Genomic DNA, 19849 nt, shown 5'->3' with positions numbered 1-19849 from the left:
CACGCCGTGCCGCTCAGCCCAGCGTCAGCGTCGCCTGGACGGGCAGATGGTCGCTGGGGTACTGGCCGTTCGAGGCGAAGGTGTTGACGGCCGCGCGGTGTGCCGTGACGCCCGGGGTGGTCAGGATCCAGTCGATACGGTCGCCGCCCGGGGTCAGCGGGCGGTAGCCGTGGAACGTCGCGTACAGGTCGGTGCGCTCGGCCGCCGCGTCCCAGGTGTCCACGAGCCCGGCGTCCAGCATCGTGTCGTAGACGGGGTTGCGGTGGGCCGCCACGTTGAAGTCGCCGGTGACGACGAGGGGGAGCGACCGGTCGAACCCGGCGATGCGCCGGACGATCAGGGCGGCGGCGCGGTCGCGGGCGTACTGGCTGAGGTTGTCGAGATGGGTGTTGAGGACGTAGAACTCCCGGCCGCCGTCCAGGAGATCGCGGAACCTCACCCAGGTGACCATCCGGATGGAGCCGCCGCCCCAGGTGTTCGAGCCGGGCACCTCCGGGGTGTCGGAGAGCCAGAAGTGCCGGTACTCCACCGGGGCGAGCCGGCGCGTGTCGTAGAAGACCGCCATGAACTCGTCGCGGTTGCCGCCCGCCCGGCCGGTGCCGATCCAGCGGTGGTTCCCGCCGAGGTCGGTCTCGATGTCGAGCAGCTGCTGGTGGAGGCCCTCCTGGGTGCCGATGACATGAGGTGCCTCCTGTCGCAGCAGGGCTTTCGTCACGGGCCTGCGGACCGCCCAGCTGTGGGGCCGGACGGTGTTCGCGTACCGCAGGTTGAAGGACATGGTGGAGAGCGGGGGCACGGGGGCCTCCTCTTCCGCCGCCGCGGCGGCCGGTGCGCTGGTCAGTCCGGTGGTGCGGGACAACGGCAACAGTACCGCCGCGGCCAGGGCGGTCTTGAGGCCCGTCCGGCGCGTGACGCGGCTGTGGTTCGGCACAGGGGCTCCTTCTGCGAAGGTCTCCGGGCGAGCCGTGCGTACACACTCAGGGATGCCCCTCCATGCTCGTCATGAACATGTCGGGCGGGTGAAGTGCCGGGGGTGACAGGGCGGGTCCGGAGGGTGCGAAGAGGGCGCGCGCCCGACCCGGGCGCGCGCCCTCTTCTCGTCCTGCGCGGGTGTCAGGTCACCGTGCAGGACTGGTCACCGAGCTTGAACGCGGTCGGTCTGCCGTTCGTCCCCGACCAGCTCCCGGTGAAGCCGAAGCTCACCGACGAACCGGCCGCCACATTCCCGTTCCAGGCGATGTTCTTCGCCGTGACCGCCGACCCCGACTGGGTGTGGGCGGCGTTCCAGATCTGGGAGACGCTCTGGCCGTTGGGGAAGGTCCAGCCGAGGGACCAGCCGGTCCACGCGCTCGTGCCCGTGTTGGCGAGCCGCACGTCCGCCTGGAAACCGCCCGACCACTCGCCCGTGATCCTGTACGTCACCGCGCAGGCCCCCGACGGCCCGGGTCCGGGGTCCGGATCCGTGCCCCCGCCCCCGCCGCCGGTGTCGGAGGAGTCGCCGTAGATGACCCCGCGCCCGTTCGTGGAGACGTAGACCCGCCCGTACACCCGCGGGTCACCCGTGATCGCCGCTCCCGTCCAGCCCCACCGGTGGGCGTCGTCGTTGATCCGGGTCCAGCTCGCGCCCTTGTCCGTCGAGCGGAAGATGCCGCGCACCCCGCCGATCTTCGCGCTGGTGTAGAGCGTCTGGTACGAGGCCCCCGCGGCCGCCTTGCCGAAGCCGATCGTGTCGGCCTGCTCGACACCGGAGAGCTTGGTGAAGGTGGCTCCCGCGTCCGTGGAGTGCCACAGACCGTACGCGCCGTCCGACGCCCCGCCCGCCAGCCACACGTCGCCCTTGACCCCGGGCAGCGCCTTGAAGCGCACGCTGTCGCCGCTCGGCAGGCCGGTCGCGTTCGACGCGGTGAAGGTGGCCCCGCCGTCCGAACTGACGTAGAACTTGCCGGACTTGAAGCCGTAGAAGGTCTTCGGGTCCACCCGGTCGGACTCCACGACCGCGTCGGCCGGGATACCGCTCGACGCCGACCACGAGGTGCCGAAGCCCGTCGTGTACCGCACGCCAGTGCCCGCCGGGCTCCACACGAACCGGCTGCCGTCCGAGGCCGCCGCGACCGTACCGCCGCCGCTCACGCCCGACGGGTCGGTCCCGGCGAACCAGTTGGCCCCGTTGTCGGTGGAGAAGGCGATGTGCGGCCCCGAGTCCAGGTTGCCGACCCGCACGACCGTGTTCGGGCCGGTCTCGGCGAAGTCCAGACTGGTCGTCGTGGTGAAGTTCGGCTGGGTGAACATCATCGACGGGACCTTCGTCAGATCCGTGTGCCGGAAGCCGCCGACGTCACCGAGCGCGCTGAGCAGCGGGGCACCGGACGGCGGTGAGGCCAGGTCGTTGACCGCGGTCTCCTCCAGCCCCCGCACCATCGGCTTGACGGTGAACTGCCCGCCGCCGTCCCAGTTCCCCAGGTTCTCCGTGCCGTAGATCGTGGCGCCCGTCCCGTACATCATCCGGTTCGAGTCGAACGGGTCGATCTCCAACGCCTCGGTCATCCAGCCGAGTTTGGGCGTCTGCTCCGGCGGCGAGGGGTTGGCGCCCCAGGTCAGCCACGGGGAGGACGAGACATCCATGGTGAAGCGGTTCGAGCGGTTCGGATAGGAGGTGTAGTCCCACGCCCGCGTCCAGGTCGCGCCGCTGTCCGTCGAGCGGAAGATCTGGGTGTCCGGCCACCAGGAGCTGTAGGCCGTCGCCATCACCGTCCCCGGACGCTGCCGGTCGACGCTCAGCCCGCTGAAGCCGTAACTGGTGTCGGCCTCGGCCACCGGGCTGACGTTCGTCCACGTGCCCGTCGCTGTGGCGTACCGCCACAGCTGGCCCTTGCCGCCGTCGTAGGGCCCGCCCTTGTCGCTGTACGACAGGTACAGATAGCCCTTCGTCGCGTCCAGGACGCCCTTGTGGGCCAGGAAGCCCGTCGGCTGTCCGGCCACGCGCGACCAGGTCGCGCCCGCGTCGGTGGACCGGTACACCGCGTTGTCCTTGTCGGCGACCCCCACGTACACGGTCTTCGTCGCGTTGCCGGACGTGCCCGTGGTCTCGTCGAAGGTGACCCAGACGATGCCCTGGTTGTCGCTGTTGTACCCGCTCGTGTCGGAGGGATCGGCCACGTAGGTGCCGACGTTGGGGAAGTTCGTCACCTGCGACCAGGTCGCCCCGGAGTCCGTCGAGCGCCACAGACCCTTGCCGCTGGGCGCCCCCAGGTACAGCACGCTGTTCCTGTTCGGGTCGACGGCCAGCCGCTCGCCCATGCCCCGGCCCGGCATGTTCCCGCCCAGCTTGAACGGCAGGGCGGCCTTCTGCCAGCTCGCGCCCCGGTCCGACGACCGCAGGACCGCCCCGTTGCCCGGGTCCCAGCTGTTGGTGTACGTACCGGCCGCCACGTACACCTTGTTCGGGTCGACGGAGTCGGAGGCGAGGCTCACGATCCCCGTGTGCCCCCAGTCGTCCCAGCCGACGGAGTCCAGCAGCGGGGTCCAGCTCTTCGACGACTCCACCCAGCGGTAGGCCCCGCCGATGTCGGTGCGGGCGTACGCGAGGTTCTTCTCCTTGCGGTTGAAGACGATGCCCGGCACGAAGCCGCCGCCGTCGATCCGGGCGTTCTTCCAGGTGTAGGTGTCGGCGGCGACGGCCACCGGCTTCTCGGTCCTGTTCGCGGCCAGCACGGGTGGGGATCCGGCGAGGAGGCCGGCCGCGAGGGCCAGGACGGTGGTGAGGACGCCGGTTCTTCGCAAGGTGGGGATCCTCTCCTGACGAGTGGGGGGAGTTCTCAGAAAAGGGCACAGCGACCCCGCGCCCCGAAGGGGGCGCGGGGCTACTGCGCGACCGGCACGGACGACCGCGTCCGACGGCCGGCCCGGAGCTACTCCAGCAACTCCGCGTACGCACCCATGGCCAGGGCGATGTCCGCCTGGGCCCAGAACCGGTGGTACGTGAACGAGGGCGCGGCGCCACCGGCCAGATACGCCTGGATCTTCGACCAGGCCGGGTCGTCCTCGTAGAACGTGCGGATCGACTCGAACGTCGACGACGAGTTGACCGTGTCGCCGTTCGGCATCGTGCCCGTCCATCCGCTCGGCACGTACACCCGGTCGTCGAACCGGTTGTAGTCCGTACGGGTCTCCGGGACGGCGACACCGAGCGCGTCCTGGTGGTGCTGCCACAGGCCGTCGAGCAGCCCCTTGGCGACCCGGGCCGCGTCGGCGTCACCGGAGCGGTCGGCGTAGTACGTCAGCGTCTTGGCGTACGAGCCCGCCACTCCCACGTCGTCGGTGTAGTCGGCGACGGTGACGTGCAGCCCGCTGTTGGAGCCGGGGCTGGACGCGTTCCAGGTGTTCGGGGCGCCGGACCACTGCAGGGTGGAGGGAATCCGGTACGTCCCGTCGGGGTTGATCGTGGTCTTGGACAGCGCCCAGTCGACCCACTTGTCGAGCACCGTCTTCGCGGCGGCGTTGCCGGTCTGCTGGTAGTACTCGGCGACCCGCTCCATGGACCACGTCTGGAAGCCGAACCACTGGTTGGACGGCGGGTCGTGGTACACGGGCTTCTCGTCGTAGTACATGCCGTAGAAGGTCGGCGTCCCGGCCGGGGGAGTGGCGTACCGCCCCGCCCAGCTGTTGGTGGCGCCGCCCGCGATGGCGCCCTCGTTCGACTGGAGCCAGCGGTAGAACTCGACCTGGCGGTCGAGGGACTTGGCCCAGTCCGCCTGCCCGGTCGCCGACTTCGGCTTCAGCGGGGCGTAGTTGGCCAGCGCGTACGCGGCCATCGGGTTCTGGTAGCCGCCGTGCGCGTGGCTGGAGCCGATGCGCCAGGCCCAGCCGGCGTTGGTGTCGGTGGCACCGCCCCACGCGTAGTACCACGAGAGCAGGTAGAAGGAGGCGTCCTTGCCGGTGCCCGCGGGGCACGTGGTCGGACCCACGCAGTTCCCGACCTTCTTGAAGTACTTGTCGTACATCGCGTAGCGCAGGTAGTCGCCCATCTTCGCGGCCTTGCCGACGGTCGCGGAGACGTCACCGCCCTTGCCCTGCTGCTTGGCCCAGACGTCCGCCCAGTACGCGGCCTGCACGGCGCGCGCGTCGGCGTCCGGGGCGTTGGTGAACTTCCACTGCTTGGCGTAGGAGGCGTCACGGGTGAACAGGTCCAGGTACCCGTTCCTGCCGCCGTACTTGAACTGGTCGCAGGTGGGCTGCGGGACGGTCTCCCACACCGACTCCTGCGGTCCGCGCTGGAAGGTGTTGATGTACGACGGGCCGGTGTCGGCCGGTCCGGCCTCGCACTTGCCCGGCGAGTTGCCGTAGCCGTAGACGTTGTCCACGTCCTGCAGCCAGTGCATGCCGTAGACGTCGTCCGTGTTGTAGGCGCTCTTCAGTTCGGCGGCGATGGGGTCCGAGCCGACCGAGACCGACGTGTTGAGCTGCGCCGGGTACTCATTGGGGGTGTCGTGCTCGGGCGCGTACGTCGCCGGCTTGCTCGCCGTGTAGAAGGAGTTGGTCGGCTGGTCGGCCTTGGTGGGGATCATGTACTTCTCCATGATCTCCCAGGCGCCGTTGAACTTGGACCAGTCGCCCGTCACCTTGCCGTACATGGCCTGCAGCCACAGGAGGTAGCTGTACGCCTCCGACGTGGTCTCATGGCCGTGGTCCGGCGCCTCGACGATCAGCGTCTCCACCGAGTGGTACGGGATGCCCTCGGGGGAGAAGTAGCCGTTCGCCGGGTTGGTGATCTTGCCGTACAACTCCAGGAAACGGGCGTCGTACACCTTCGACGCGGCCAGCTGCGTCACCGTCACCGAGGCCTTGGCGTGGCCGGTAGCCGTCGACTCGAAGACCGCCGAGCCCGTGCCCGAGGAGTCGGCCGTGACGGTCACCTTCTGGGCCGTGTTCCAGTTCGACGGCGTGAAGGTCAGCGACGCGCCGCCCGTGACCGACAGGCCCGAGTTGCCGGAGGCCCGCGCGCTCGTCACCGTCACATTGCCCGAGGGCTGGGTCGAGAGCTTCACGTCGTACGTGCCCGTCTTGCCCTGCTGCACGGCCAGTTGCGTCGGTGAGACCACCACCGCGGGGCCCGAGGCGACCGTGATGCCGACCGGCGTGGAGTCCGCCGACGCGCCCAGGCTGTCGTACGCCTTGGCGACCAGCGAGTGGCTGCCCACGGACAGACCGGTGGCCGAGAAGGTGTACGGCGAGGTCGTGTCCGTGCCCAGCAGCTTGGTGTCGTCGTAGAACTCCACCTTGCTGATGGTCGCGTTGTCCGCGGCCGCCGCGGTGGCCGCCATCGGCACCGGGTCACCCTGCGAGTACGTGGCGCCCGCCGTCGGGCTGGTCAGCACGGTGATCGGCGGCTGGTGGGCGCCGACACACGTGGTGCCGTTGACCGCGAAGCCCGTCGGCGCCGCGTTCGCGCCGCTGTACGTGAACTGGGCGCCGGTGCTCACGGCGGCCCCGACGGCGATCGTGCCGTTCCAGGACGCGTTCTTCGCCGTCACCGACTTGCCGGACTGCGTCCAGGTGCCGCTCCAGCCGTTGCTGAGCGTCTGGTTGCCGGCGTAGGCGTAGGTCAGGGTCCAGCCGTTGATGGCTTCGGTACCCCGGTTGGTGATCGTCAGCTCGGCGGTGAAGCCCGAGCCCCAGTCGTTGGTCTTGTAGTCGACGTTGCAGGCGACCGCGGCCGCGCTGGCTGACGTCGAGCCGGTGCCGAGCATCGTCAGGGGGAGGGCGAAGGCCGCGACCACGGCCGTCCACAGTCGCCGCGAGGCACGGCGTCTCCGTCTGGGGTGCATGCTCTGGTTCCTTCCGTGCGGCTCTGGCGAAGGTGGGGGCGGAGCGGCAACAACAAGCCTTGAACCAGTGGGAGCGCTCCCATATTGAGGACGAGGGTGCAAGGGGTCAAGGTGTTTGAAGAGTCGAAAAGATTCGATCAGGGGAGAAAAGATTCATCGGGCGCAATAACGCAAGACCTCTGTCTTTTACCGTGACTTGGCGCTACCTTCACCAGCACCAGTGGGAGCGGTTCCACCAGTCGACGCGTTTGTCCCGACGCGTCCGAGCTGCGAGGGACGCTCGAAGAACACCCCCCGTGTTCAGGTCTTTTACTCGCCTCGGCGACAGCGCGACGACTCCTCCTCGTACACCCCACTACGGAAGAGGAAACCCGCACTCATGAGCCGTACCAGAACAGCACTTCTGGCTGCGTTGGCGCTGGTCGCCGGCGCGGCCGGAACCTCCGTGGCCGCCGTGCCGGACGACACCGGTGTGCAGGCGATCCCCTGCACGGTCGACTACAAGGTCCAGAACCAGTGGTCGACCGGCTTCACCGCCGCCGTCACCATCACCAACAACGGTGCTGCCAAGTCCTCGTGGGCCGCGAAGTGGTCGTACGCCGGGAACCAGCAGGTCACCAGCGGCTGGAACTCCCGGATCACCCAGAGCGGTTCGTCGGTGACCGCCGCCAACGAGTCGTACAACGGCACGCTGGCCACCGGCGGTTCGGTCAGCTTCGGCTTCCAGGCCTCCTACAGCGGGAGCAACGCCCTGCCGGCGACCTTCACGCTCGACGGTGTGACCTGCAACGTCGACGACGGCGGCGGCGGCCCCGGCGAGCCGGGCCCCGGCACGCCGGGCAGCAGGGTGGACAACCCGTACGCCGGCGCCAAGGTGTACGTGAACCCGGAGTGGTCCGCGAACGCCGCCGCCGAACCGGGCGGCAGCCGGATCTCCAACCAGCCGACGGGCGTCTGGCTGGACCGCACCGCCGCCATCGCCGGTGCGGGCGGCAAGATGGGCCTGCGCGCCCACCTCGACGAGGCGCTGAAGCAGAAGGGCTCCGGCGAACTCGTCGTCCAGCTGGTGATCTACAACCTGCCCGGCCGTGACTGCTCGGCCCTCGCCTCCAACGGCGAGCTGGGCCCGACGGAGATCGACAAGTACAAGACGCAGTACATCGACCCGATCAAGGCGATCCTCGCCGACTCCAAGTACGCCGGCCTGCGGATCGTCACCACGGTCGAGATCGACTCGCTGCCCAACCTCGTCACCAACGTCGGCAGCCGCCCGACGGCCGTGCCCCAGTGCGACGTGATGAAGGCGAACGGCAACTACGTCAAGGGTGTCGGGTACGCGCTCAACAAGCTGGGCGACGTCCCCAACGTCTACAACTACGTCGACGCCGGCCACCACGGCTGGCTCGGCTGGGACGACAACTTCGCCCCCTCCGCCGCCATCATGAAGGAGGCCGCGACCGCCGAGGGCGCCACGGTCAACGACGTCCACGGCTTCATCACCAACACGGCCAACTACAGCGCCCTGAAGGAGAACAACTTCACCATCAACGACACCGCGGGCGGCAAGTCGGTCCGTGAGTCGAAGTGGGTGGACTGGAACCGCTACGTCGACGAGCTGTCCTTCGCCCAGGCCTTCCGTGCCCAGGCGGTCTCGGCGGGCTTCAACTCGAACGTCGGCATGCTGATCGACACCTCCCGCAACGGCTGGGGCGGCACCGCGCGGCCCACCGGACCGGGTGCGACGACCACCGTCGACACCTACGTGGACGGCGGGCGCTACGACCGCCGCTTCAACACCGGCAACTGGTGCAACCAGGCCGGAGCCGGTCTCGGTGAACGCCCGAAGGCCTCTCCGGCGACCGGGATCGACGCGTACGTCTGGATGAAGCCCCCGGGTGAGTCCGACGGGGCCAGCTCCCTCATCCCGAACGACGAGGGCAAGGGCTTCGACCGCATGTGCGACCCGACGTACACGGGCAACCCGCGCAACAACAACAACATGTCCGGTGCCCTGGGGAACGCCCCCCTTTCCGGGAAGTGGTTCTCCGCCCAGTTCCAGCAGCTGATGCAGAACGCGTACCCCGCGCTCTGAGTCCGCTCCGCTGAGCCGGTCCGCCAGGGGCAGTCACACTTCCCCCACCCCCTGGCGGACCGGTGGCATGCCCGTGTGAGCCACCTCACGATGAGAGGGAGGGGTGGGAGCGATGACTTCCGGGCGGCGCGGCGGTCTTCCTCGCCGTAAGCCCGTGACAGTGACAGGAAAAGAGAACGCCATGCGCATCGTGATCTGCGAATTCATGAGCCTCGACGGTGTCGTGCAGGCGCCCGGAGGTCCCGAGGAGGACACCGACGGCGGGTTCGCCCACGGTGGCTGGACGCACCCGTTCTTCGACCCGGAGGTCGTGGGCGGTGCCTGGGACGCCGCGCTGGGCCGGGCCGACGCGCTCCTCTTCGGCAGCCGCACCTGGCGGGCGATGGCCGGGGCGTGGCCGGACCGGGCGGGCGACCCCTTCGCCGACCGGATGAACTCCGCGCGCAAGTACGTCGTGTCCTCCACGCTCGCCGACTCCGAGCTGACCTGGGAGAACACCACGCGGATCCCGGGCGAGGAGGCCGTCGCGCACATCCGCGAACTCCGTGAGGCCGACGGCGGCGACCTGCTCGTCCTGGGCAGCCCGACCCTCGCCCGCACCCTCCTCGCGGAGGGTCTCGCCGACGAACTGGTCCTGATCGTCATGCCGGTCGTCCTCGGCGGCGGAAAGACGATCTTCCCCGGTGACGGGGCCAAGCGCACCCTGGAGCTGGTCTCCACGACCACCAACGGCGCGGGGGCGAACGTGTGCGTCTACCGGGTGGGGGACAAGGACTGAGCCGGTGTTCAGTCGGCCGCGTCCGGGTCCCTCGGCGAAGCCGTATCGGCACAGCGGTTTTGCCGATACGGCAACGGAAGTGGCCGTTCTCCGGTGCGCCGGAGCAAGCTGGCGGCACCCGGAAGAGAGGCACACCGCCATGGGACAGCACCACCACGGCCCTGACCACCACCACGGCCACAGCGGTCGGCACGGCCACACCGGCATCGACTGGAGCGACCTGGCCGAGCACCTGGAGGAGCAGGCCGAGCTGTTCGCGCCGCTGAACCGGCAGGCCGCCGCCTGGGTCGCCACCCTGCAGCCCGACCCGGGGCTGGTCGTCGACGTCGGCAGCGGGCCGGGGGTCGTGAGCTGTCTGCTGGCCGACGTGTTCCCCGGCGCCCGGGTCGTCGCCCTGGACGGGTCCGGACCGCTGCTGGAGCGGGCCCGCGCCCGTGCCGAACGGCTCGGCCTCGCCGACCGGTTCGGCACCCTGGAGGCCGAACTGCCGGACGGGCTGGGCGACCTGGAGTACCCCGCCGATCTGCTGTGGGCGAGCCGCAGTCTGCACCACCTCGGCGACCAGCGCGCCGGCCTCGCCGCCTTCGCCGAACGCCTGGCCCCCGGTGGCACGTTGGCCGTCGTCGAGGGCGGCCTGCCCAGCCGGTTCCTGCCGCGTGACATCGGCATCGGCCGCCCCGGACTGCAGTCCCGGCTCGACGCGGCGGAGGACCGGTGGTTCGGCGAGATGCGGGCCTCGCTGCCCGGCAGTGTCGCGGAGCCCGAGGACTGGCCGGGGCTGCTGACCGCGGCGGGCCTGCGCGAGGCGACGTCCCGCACCTTCCTGCTGGACCTTCCGGCTCCCGTCCCGGAGGCCGCCCGGGCCTACGCCGTCGCCTCGTTCCAGCGCGGCCGGGGGAACCTCGCGGACCTCCTCGACCCGGCCGACCTCGCGACCGTCGACCGGCTCCTCGACCCCGACGACAAGGCGAGCCTGCACCACCGCACGGACTTGTTCGTCCTCGCCGCCCAGACGGTGCACGTGGCCCGCCGCTGACGGATGCCCCCGGGCGCGTGCCGACGACGGCCGGCCTTGACTTCGAGAGCGCTTCAAGTGGTGGACTCCGTTCGTCGGCCCCACTCCGGTCGGCCGACGGGGAAAGAGGGGGAGGACCATGTCCGAAGCACCGGTCGCACTCATCACCGGCGGCGGCAGCGGTATCGGCGCCGCGGTCGCCCGGCAGCTGCTCGACCTCGGCCACCGGGTGACCGTCACCGGGCGCGGGGCCGAGCGGCTGCGCGCGTTCGCCGCCGAACTCGGCGATCCGGAAGGGCTGTTGACCGTCCCGGGCAACGCGGCCGCGTACGCGGACGTCCAGGCCGCGGTGGACGCCACGCTGAAGGAGTTCGGGCGGATCGACACCGTCCTCGCCAACGCGGGCTTCGGCACCCACGACACCGTCGCCGAGGGGGACCCCGCGGGGTGGACCGAGATGGTGCTGACCAATGTGCTGGGTCCCGCCCTGCTCGTGAGGGCCTCCATCGACGCCCTCAAGGAGACCCGGGGGCGGATCATGCTGGTCGGCAGCGTCGCAGGGTTCATCCACGGTCCCGGCAACATCTACGGGGCGACCAGGGGGGTACCTCCCGCTCGAGCGAAGTCGAGAGTGGGGGAGGGCCGTCACCGGGCTCGCCGAGAACACCCGGCGGCAGGTCACCGAGTGGGGGATCGGTGTGACCCTGATCGCGCCGGGCCGGGTGGAGACCCCGTTCTGGGACGCCTACGGAAGTCTCCCGCCGGGCTGTCTCCTCACCGCCGACCAGATCGCCGACTCCGTGGTCTGGGCGATCCGCCAGCCGGCCGGCGTCGACGTCAACACGGTGGTCGTACGCCCGATCGGCCAGCCGGTCTGAGGATCGCGTCCGCAAACGCGACCGCCCGCCGGACGACGTCCGGCGGGCGGTCGGCCGTCTTCGCGCTCCCGGCGGACGGACGCCGGGAGCGGCCCGGTCTCAGGCCTGGTCGAACGTCGCCGGGTCCGGGCCGATGCGCCGGTCCTCGTTCAGCGCGCTGATCGCGGCGATGTCCTCCGTGTCCAGGGAGAAGTCGAAGACCTCGATGTTCTCCTTGATGCGGGACGGGGTCACCGACTTGGGGATGACCACGTTGCCCAGCTGGAGGTGCCAGCGCAGGACCACCTGGGCGGGGGTGCGGCCGTGCTTCTGTGCGATCGCGATGACCGCCGGGACCTCCAGGAGCCCCTTGCCCTGGCCGAGCGGCGACCACGCCTCGGTGGCGATGCCCTGCTCCGCGTGGTACTCGCGGGACGCGCGCTGCTGCAGGTGCGGGTGCAGCTCGATCTGGTTGACCGCCGGGATGACGCTGGTGGCCTCGATCAGCGTCTCCAGGTGCTCCGGAAGGAAGTTGGAGACACCGATGGCCTTCGCGCGGCCGTCCGCGTAGAGCTTCTCGAACGCCTTGAAGGTGTCGACGAACGTGCCCCGGGCCGGCATCGGCCAGTGGATCAGATACAGATCCACGTACTCCAGGCCCAGCTTGGCCAGGGACGTGTCGAAGGCGCGGAGGGTGGAGTCGTAGCCCTGGTCGCTGTTCCAGAGCTTGGTGGTGACGAAGAGATCCTCGCGGGGCACGCCGGCGGCGGCGATGGCCTTGCCGGTGCCCTCCTCGTTGCCGTAGATGGCGGCGGTGTCGATGCTGCGGTAGCCGGCCTCCAGCGCGGTGGTGACCGCCTGCTCGGCCTCGTCGTCCGGCACCTGCCACACGCCGAAGCCCAGCTGGGGCATCTCGACGCCGTTGTTCAGGATGATCGGGGGGACCTTGCTGCTCACGAGCTCTCGATCCTTAAGTCGTCGGTTGGTGCTTCCCATCGTCAACGATCACGGAGCGCGATGCATTCCTGAGCGGACCGCTCGCGCTCCGAATCGCAGATTGGCCGGAAACGGATCCGGTGCTTCAAGAGTATCGGTCTGGACCATTGACCGAACACGGTCATGCGTGGACTCTGTCCCTGCCGTAATGCATGTCACTGAATGATGGTCACATATGTGAATGGATGGCCCATGACCCGCACACGAAGGAACGTCCTCGGCGCCGCGCTCGGCGGTGCCGCCGCGGCCACCGCCGGGCTGCCCGCCCCCGCCGCGCACGCCGCCTCCTGGCAGTTGAGGTGGTCCCCCTCGGCGAGCGGCGAAGGGCTGCGCGCCTTCGAGACCCTGGAGGACGACCGCGCCGGCTCGCATCCCTCCGCCTCGCCGCACATCCGCGCCGTCGGCGACACCTGGCGCTTCGACATGCACACCGTCGACCGGGACACCGCCACCGACCGGCAGCGTCATGAGGTCACCGGCCTGCGCACCGGCGACGGCTTCCTGCGCTGGACCGAGGGCCAGACCTGGCGCGTCACCTACGGGATGTACATCCCGGCCTCGCTGCGGGCGACCACCAGCTTCACGCACCTCATGCAGATGAAGCAGCCCGGCGCCGGTACCTCGCCCCTGGTGGTGCAGTCCCTGCGCCGGGTCGACGGAGTGCAGACGATCGAGCTGAAACTGCCGATCGACAACCTCCTCGTCGGCCGCACCGCCCTCGCGCCCCTGCACGACTCCTGGGTCGACGTCGACTTCCAGGTCAAGGTCGGCAACGGCGCGGCCGGTTCGGTGCGCTGGATCCTCCGCAAGGGCCCGGCCACCCTGATCGACGTCTCCCGCTCGGGCGTGGACACCTTCCTCGCCGACCGCCTGCGCCCCAAGTGGGGTATCTACCGTTCTCTCGGCGACACCTCGGACTCCCTGCGGAACTGCCACCTTCTGCTGCGGAACCTGAAGGGCTATCAACTGGTCTGAACGGGGAAGGGGGAGGCGGGGCCGGCCGGGGCGGTGTCACGCCCGGTACAGCGCCTCCACCTCTTTCGCGTACGCCTTCTCGATCGCCCTGCGCTTCAGCTTCAGCGACGGCGTCAGCAGCCCGTGCTCCTCGGTGAACTGGTGCGCGAGGATGCGGAAGGTGCGGATCGACTCGGCCTGCGAGACCAGGGTGTTGGCGGCGACCACCGCCCGCCGCACCTCGGTCTCCAGCTCCGGGTCGCGCACCAGCTCGGCCGCGGGCGGCGTCGGCTTGCCGCGCATCTGCAGCCAGTGCGCGACCGCCTCCCCGTCCAGGGTGACCAGGGCCGCGATGTACGGACGGTCGTTGCCGACGACGATGCACTGGGCGACCAGCGGGTGGTCACGCACCCGCTCCTCCAGGATCGCCGGCGAGACGCTCTTGCCGCCCGAGGTCACCAGGATCTCCTTCTTGCGCCCGGTGATGGTGAGATAGCCGTCCTCGTCCAGCGAGCCCAGGTCGCCGGTGGCGAGCCAGCCGTCGTGCAGGGTCTCGTCGGTGGCCTTCGGGTTGTTCAGGTAGCCCTGGAAGACATTGGGGCCGCGCAGCCAGATCTCGCCGTCGTCCGCGATGTGCACGCTCACGCCCGGGATGGGCCGGCCGACCGTGCCGTACCGGGTGCGCTCCGGGGGGTTGGCGGTCGCGGCCGCCGTGCACTCCGTCAGGCCGTACCCCTCGAAGATGTGGACACCGGCCCCCGCGAAGAACAGTCCGAGCCGGCGGTCCATCGCCGAGCCGCCGGACATCGCGTACTTGATCCGGCCGCCCATCGCCTCCCGGATCTTGGCGTAGACGACCTTGTCGAAGAACTGGTGCTGCATCCGCAGCCCCGCCGAGGGACCGGGGCCGGTCCCCCAGGCCCTCGCCTCCATCGCGTCCGCGTACTTCACGGCGACCTCGACCGCCTTCTCGAACGGCCCGGCCTTCCCCTCGCGTTCGGCCTTGCGCCGGCTCGCGTTGAAGACCTTCTCGAAGATGTACGGCACCGCGAGGAAGAACGTGGGCTGGAAGGCGGCGAGGTCGGGCAGCAGGACCGCCGCGTTGAGCTGCGGCTGATGGCCGAACTTGACCTTTCCGCGGATGCCCGCGACCTGCACCATCCGTCCGAAGACGTGGGCGAGCGGCAGGAACAGCAGCGTCGCCGCCGCGTCGCCCCTGCGGGAGGTGAACAGGGGAGCCCAGCGCTCGATGACCGTGTCCGCCTCCACCATGAAGTTGGCGTGCGAGATGACACAGCCCTTGGGGCGGCCCGTGGTGCCGGAGGTGTAGATGATCGTCGCGATCGACTCCGGGGTGACCGCGAGACGGTGCCGGTGCACCACCTCGTCGTCGAGGTGCGCGCCCGACTCGTACAGCTCCTGCACCGCGCCCACGTCCAGCTGCCAGAGCCGGCGCAGCTGGGGCAGCCGGTCGATGACCGTGGCGATGGTCATCGCGTGGTCCTCGTGTTCGACCATGGCCGCCGTGCACTGGGAGTCGTACAGCATCCAGAAGACCTGCTCGGCGGAGGAGGTCGGGTAGACCGGGACGACCTGGGCGCCGACGGTCCACAGCGCGTAGTCGAACAGGGTCCACTCGTAGCGGGTGCGGCACATGATGGCGACCCGGTCGCCGAACCGGATGCCCTGCGCCAGCAGCCCCTTCGCCAGCGCGAGGACCTCGTCGCGGAACTCGGCGGAGGTCATGTCGCACCACTCGCCCCGCTCGTCCTTGCGGCCGAGCGCGATGTGGTCCGGGTCCTCCTGGGCGTGCTCGAAGACGACGTCGGCCAGGCCGCCCACCGGCGGCGCCGACGCCAACGGGGGGTTGGTGAATTCGCGCAAACCCGCTCCTCGTGGCGCTCCGCACAGCGCGTGAAAGCTACCTCACCGCGAGGGGGTACGGGAGGGTTGTGGAGGGGGCGCATAGGGACGCAAGGCACGGGTCGGCGCAGGTGAACGGCCGCAGAAGAGGATGACTCCGGCATATTGCCCCACCGTGCGGCGGCTTGCGTGAGGTCAATCTCCACCGAACCCGCACGCGCCGATGACGGTACGTGTCTGTCCGAACGCGTTCCGGCCACACCGAACACGAACACCCCTCAACTCCAGGGGCTCGCCGGTGCGAGCCCGCCGGTGCGCCGGGTCCGCCTCATGAACGCGCGCCGTCGGCCGGGGTGCGGTCGGGGCGTAGGCGGGGCGCGGCCGGGGCGTCCGGCAAGGGTGCGGTCGGGGCCTCCGCGGGCGCCTGAGCCGGCGGCGACGAGCGCGCCGTCCAGGGCAAGGTTGAGGTTGACGCCGCTCAGGCCGCCGCTGGGCCTGCCGCAGACTCGCCCGCCCTCCGAGAGGCGAGGCGGGCCGCCGCCGGCGAGCCGGCCGACTCCGCCGGGGCCTTGCCGCCCCGAGTCGTCGCCGGAAGCCTGGTCGTGCTCGGCCCGGATCTTCGGCCGGGCTTCCGTCAGGGCTTCCGTCAGGGCGTCCGGCCGGGTGTTCGCCGGGGCTTGCGTCCAGGTCCTTGGGCGGATGCCGGAGGCGAAGACGGCCTCTTCCGGCCGGACCTCACCCGCCCGCCGGCCGGCCGGACCTCACCCGCCCGCCGGCCAGCCGGGCCTCGCCCGTCCCCCGGCCGGACCTCGCCGGCCGGACGTCGCCCGCCCGCCTCGGACCTCGCCCGCCCGCCCGCCGGCCAGCCGGACCTCGCCCGTCCCCCGGCCGGACCTCGCCGGCCGGACGTCGCCCGCCCGCCGGTCGGACCTCGCCCGCCGGCCGACCGGACCTCACCCGCCCCCCGGCCGGGGCCTTCGTCACCGCAGGTGTGGTCTGCCGGGCAGGAGGCCCCGGCGTCACGGCCGGGCGCCCGCAGAGACCCCCGCTCGGGTCCGTGGCCGGCCTCCGCCCGGGCCTTTGGGCCGCCCTCCCGCCGGCCCCCGGCCGAAGGCGGCCCTCAGAGCCCCCGTGGTCCGCCGTGCAGGCGGTCTCCGCCGGTGAGGATCGCTGCTGCCAGGGCGTCCGCCGCGTTCGTCGCCGCGCCGGGGCGGCGGCCGTGGACCAGGACGAAGTCGACCTCGCCGAGTTCGGGCAGCCCGGCCCGTTCGGGGACCCGGGCCAGGCCGGGAGGGACCAGGCGGCGGGAGTGCGCCATCACGCCGAGGCCCGCGCGGGCGGCGGCGATGAGCCCGTTGAGGCTTCCGCTGGTGCAGGCGATGCGCCAGGAACGGCCCTCGCGCTCCAGCGCCTCCAGGGCCAGAGCGCGCGTGATGCCGGGCGGCGGGTAGACGATCAGCGGGACCGGGCGGTCGGGGTCCACGCGCAGCCGCTCCGCGCCGATCCAGACGAGCCGGTCCGTCCACACCGGTTCGCCGCGCGGATCCTGCGGGCGCCGCTTCGCCAGCACCAGATCGAGCCGGCCGGCCGCGAGCCGCTCGTGCAGCGTGCCCGACAGTTCGACCGTCAGCTCCAGGTCCACCTCGGGATGGTCGTGCCGGAACGCCTCCAGGATCTCCGGCAGCCGGGTGAGCACGAAGTCCTCGGACGCGCCGAACCGCAGCCGCCCGCGCAGCCGGGTCCCGGTGAAGAACGCCGTCGCCTGCTCGTGCACCTCCAGCAGCCGTCGGGCGAACCCGAGCATCGCCTCGCCGTCCTCCGTCATCTCCACGGAGTGGGTGTCCCGCGAGAACAGCTGCCGCCCGGCCGCGTCCTCCAGACGGCGCACGTGCTGGCTGACCGTCGACTGGCGCAGCCCCAGCCGGCGGGCGGCCTGCGTGAAGCTCAGCGTCTGGGCCACGGCGAGGAAGGTGCGCAGATGGGAGGGGTCGTACACGATCGCCACCCTACCCGGTCATCGCGAAACGTGATGACAGTCAGAGCGGTATGACGGATTCCCGATCAAGGGACCGGAGAGGACGATGGAGAGGGGCCTTCCGGTCCCGGACCCACCCTCGTCGAACGCACGTGGAGCACCGTGAACCGCCTGAAGTGGCCGCGCCGGCTGCCGATCGATCCCTACGTCCTGCTGCTGCTCGCCACCGTGGGGTTCGCGGCCCTCCTCCCCGCGCGCGGAACGGCCGCCGAGGTGGCGTCCGGCGCGTCCACCGTCGCGATCGCCTTCCTCTTCTTCCTCTACGGCGCCCGGCTCTCCACCCGCGAGGCCGTGGACGGCCTCAAGCACTGGCGACTGCACATCACCGTCCTGGCCTGCACGTTCGTCGTCTTCCCGCTGCTGGGCCTCGCGGCTCGCGGCCTGGAGCCGGTGTTCCTGGACCACTCCCTCTACACCGGGCTGCTCTTCCTCACCCTCGTCCCGTCCACCGTCCAGTCGTCGATCGCGTTCACCTCGATGGCCCGGGGCAACGTGCCCGCCGCGATCTGCGCGGGCTCCTTCTCCTCCCTCGCCGGCATCGTCCTCACCCCGCTGCTGGCCGCGGCCCTGCTCGGCGGCGGCGCCGGCGGGTTCTCCGCCGACTCGGTGCTGAAGATCGTGCTCCAGCTGCTGGTGCCGTTCGTCGCCGGACAGCTCGCCCGCCGCTGGATCGGCGGCTTCGTCACCCGGCACAAGCGGATCCTCGGCCTCGTCGACCGGGGCTCGATCCTCCTCGTCGTCTACGTCGCCTTCAGCGAGGGCATGGTCCGCGGGATCTGGAGCCAGGTCAGCCCGCTGCGGCTGGCCGGACTCCTCGGCGTGGAGGCCGTCCTGCTCGCGGTGATGCTGCTGCTCACCTGGTACGGCGGCAAGGCCCTGCGCTTCGGCCGGGCGGACCGGATCGCCCTGCAGTTCGCCGGCTCCAAGAAGTCCCTGGCCTCCGGCCTGCCGATGGCGAGCGTCCTGTTCGGCCCCGAGGCGGCCCTCGCCGTGCTGCCCCTGATGCTGTTCCACCAGATGCAGCTGATGGTCTGCGCGGTCATCGCCAGGCGCCGCGCCGCGGACCCGGTCGAGGATCCGGCCGTCACGGAGCAGCGAGACGAAGCGACACGAACCGCGGTCGGTACAGGGACACGTTCCGCGTGATGTTCAGCTGCGCCGCCGCCGCGTCGGCGTCCAGCCAGTTGACGTCGTAGCTGAGCACCAGCCGCCCGTCGTCGACCGCCGGGTGCGCCTGCGGGTTGTACGCGGCGACCCCGCCGCCCGGCAACGGCGCGCGGAAGCCCTCGGTGGGCCCGTGCCAGGGCCCGGTGGGGGAGCAGGCCCAGTAGGCGGTCACGGTCGTCAGCCCCGCGGTCCCGGCGGCCATGGTGAGCAGCACATAGGTACGCCCGTCCCGGACGACGGTGAAGGCGCTGCCCACCCCCTTGTCGGCCCCGTTCCCGAGCACGGCCGCCGGCCGCCCCCGCACCTGCCAGCGCGTGCCGCCCCAGTACTCCCACGCCCCCGGCTCCCCGAGCCGGCCGCGCGGCACCCGGGCGACGTAGGCGTGCGAGGTGGGCCGGGAGGCGGCCTGCGCGTCGGTGCCGCCGAAGACGTACGTCCAGTCGCCCGCGTCGACGGCGGTCGTCCCGAACAGGACCCGCCGGGCCGGATCGGCCACCGACGTCTGGTCCAGCACCGTCGTGATCCCCTCCAGCCGCAGACCGGGCAGCGACAGCGTGGCGACCTCGGTGGAGGTGGGCACCCCGTAGATCCACGGCGACCTGCCCGTCGTGCGCGTCCACAGCAGCACCCGGACGACCTTCTCGTCCGAGCCGGGGGCACGCGGCTCCACCCGGGCGGCCACCGGCCAGCGCCAGCTGCCCGGCGCGGGGTCCGGGAAGACGGGGGCCGGGAGGGTGGCTTCGAGACGGCCCGAGGGGGACATCAGCACGGCCGAGTTGCGCACCAGCGGCGTCGCCGTGTCCCGCCACGCCACGGACTCGCCCGCCGGGTTGGGCGGCGGGTGCACCTGTCCCAGATAGGTGTCCGAGAACAGCCACAGCAGCCGTCCGTCGGGCAGCCGCACCGAGTGGGTGCCGTCGCCGCCGGTCCAGTCGTCGCCGCGGGTCGCGTCGTCGCCGTAGCGGGTGAACTCGCCGGTCAGGGCCGCGTCCGGGTCCCAGTCCCGGACCGTGCGCGCCGTGCAGGTGCCGCCGCCCTCCCGGTCGTCGTCCGGGAGGGCGGTGAGCAGCACGGCCGCGAGGGCCAGGGCCAGGGCCAGGATCAGGACCGGTCCGGCCCCCGTCCGTCGTCGTGCTCCTGTGTCTTCGGGCACGGGAGGGACGTTAGTTGCCCGCGTCCGCCCGGTCCATGGGGCGGTCGCGGGATCCGGCCGCGGTGTCCCGTGCGGGGTGCAAAGGCGGGGCCCCGAGGGCGCAGGGGGCGCTCCC

At 71.2% G+C, this 19849-nt stretch carries 12 protein-coding genes and 1 pseudogene; 6 read left to right on the top strand and 7 right to left on the bottom strand.

Annotated features, from left to right (window positions below; all coding sequences use genetic code 11):
* Nucleotides 1-13: 13 nt before the first annotated feature.
* The 3 genes from SCAB_RS08040 to SCAB_RS08030 all read right to left on the bottom strand — a co-directional run bounded on the left by SCAB_RS08040 (nucleotide 14) and on the right by SCAB_RS08030 (nucleotide 6824).
* Nucleotides 14-931, bottom strand: coding sequence for an endonuclease/exonuclease/phosphatase family protein (locus SCAB_RS08040; protein ID WP_012999560.1), 918 nt, complete (start codon nucleotides 929-931; stop codon nucleotides 14-16).
* Nucleotides 932-1113: 182 nt separating this feature from the next.
* A complete protein-coding gene (locus SCAB_RS08035; protein WP_012999559.1) occupies nucleotides 1114-3780 on the bottom strand; it encodes a cellulose binding domain-containing protein in 2667 nt (888 codons plus the stop codon).
* A 128-nt stretch (nucleotides 3781-3908) separates the two neighbouring features.
* Complete coding sequence (locus SCAB_RS08030) at nucleotides 3909-6824, bottom strand: glycoside hydrolase family 48 protein (RefSeq protein ID WP_041668958.1); 2916 nt, start codon at nucleotides 6822-6824, stop codon at nucleotides 3909-3911.
* Nucleotides 6825-7203: 379 nt separating this feature from the next.
* Here SCAB_RS08030 and SCAB_RS08025 point away from each other — a divergent pair, with 379 nt between their 5' ends.
* The 4 genes and pseudogenes from SCAB_RS08025 to SCAB_RS08010 all read left to right on the top strand — a co-directional run bounded on the left by SCAB_RS08025 (nucleotide 7204) and on the right by SCAB_RS08010 (nucleotide 11587).
* Nucleotides 7204-8916 (top strand): glycoside hydrolase family 6 protein, encoded by a 1713-nt coding sequence (locus tag SCAB_RS08025; RefSeq protein ID WP_012999557.1) that lies wholly within the window; start codon nucleotides 7204-7206, stop codon nucleotides 8914-8916.
* Nucleotides 8917-9097: 181 nt separating this feature from the next.
* Nucleotides 9098-9694, top strand: a complete 597-nt coding sequence (locus tag SCAB_RS08020) for a dihydrofolate reductase family protein (protein WP_037729073.1) — start codon at nucleotides 9098-9100, stop codon at nucleotides 9692-9694.
* A 139-nt stretch (nucleotides 9695-9833) separates the two neighbouring features.
* Complete coding sequence (locus tag SCAB_RS08015; protein ID WP_012999555.1) at nucleotides 9834-10730, top strand: class I SAM-dependent methyltransferase; 897 nt, start codon at nucleotides 9834-9836, stop codon at nucleotides 10728-10730.
* A 118-nt stretch (nucleotides 10731-10848) separates the two neighbouring features.
* A pseudogene (locus tag SCAB_RS08010) lies at nucleotides 10849-11587 on the top strand (SDR family oxidoreductase).
* A gap of 99 nt (nucleotides 11588-11686) precedes the next feature.
* On the opposite strand, the gene SCAB_RS08005 reads toward SCAB_RS08010, so the two are convergent.
* Nucleotides 11687-12523, bottom strand: a complete 837-nt coding sequence (locus tag SCAB_RS08005) for an aldo/keto reductase (RefSeq protein ID WP_012999553.1) — start codon at nucleotides 12521-12523, stop codon at nucleotides 11687-11689.
* Nucleotides 12524-12754: 231 nt separating this feature from the next.
* Between SCAB_RS08005 and SCAB_RS08000 the strand changes: the two genes are divergently transcribed.
* Nucleotides 12755-13537 carry a hypothetical protein gene (locus SCAB_RS08000; protein ID WP_041668957.1) on the top strand — a complete coding sequence of 261 codons (783 nt, stop codon included), beginning with the start codon at nucleotides 12755-12757 and terminating at the stop codon, nucleotides 13535-13537.
* Nucleotides 13538-13573: 36 nt separating this feature from the next.
* Here the strand turns inward: SCAB_RS08000 and SCAB_RS07995 are convergent, their stop codons facing one another.
* Nucleotides 13574-15400, bottom strand: coding sequence for an AMP-dependent synthetase/ligase (locus SCAB_RS07995; RefSeq protein WP_012999551.1), 1827 nt, complete (start codon nucleotides 15398-15400; stop codon nucleotides 13574-13576).
* 1099 nt (nucleotides 15401-16499) lie between these two features.
* Nucleotides 16500-17375, bottom strand: coding sequence for a LysR substrate-binding domain-containing protein (locus tag SCAB_RS07990; protein ID WP_086022932.1), 876 nt, complete (start codon nucleotides 17373-17375; stop codon nucleotides 16500-16502).
* Nucleotides 17376-17516: 141 nt separating this feature from the next.
* Here SCAB_RS07990 and SCAB_RS07985 point away from each other — a divergent pair, with 141 nt between their 5' ends.
* Entirely contained in the window at nucleotides 17517-18560 is a 1044-nt protein-coding gene (locus tag SCAB_RS07985) for a bile acid:sodium symporter family protein (RefSeq protein ID WP_012999549.1), read from the top strand.
* On the opposite strand, the gene SCAB_RS07980 is transcribed toward SCAB_RS07985, so the two are convergent.
* Nucleotides 18499-19734 (bottom strand): DUF4185 domain-containing protein, encoded by a 1236-nt coding sequence (locus tag SCAB_RS07980; protein ID WP_041668955.1) that lies wholly within the window; start codon nucleotides 19732-19734, stop codon nucleotides 18499-18501. The two genes, SCAB_RS07985 and SCAB_RS07980, sit on opposite strands and share 62 nt — an antisense overlap.
* Between the last annotated feature and the right edge of the window lie 115 nt (nucleotides 19735-19849).

Source organism: Streptomyces scabiei 87.22, assembly GCF_000091305.1.
Classification (GTDB): domain Bacteria; phylum Actinomycetota; class Actinomycetes; order Streptomycetales; family Streptomycetaceae; genus Streptomyces; species Streptomyces scabiei.
This window is presented reverse-complemented; position numbering and strand designations above follow the sequence as displayed.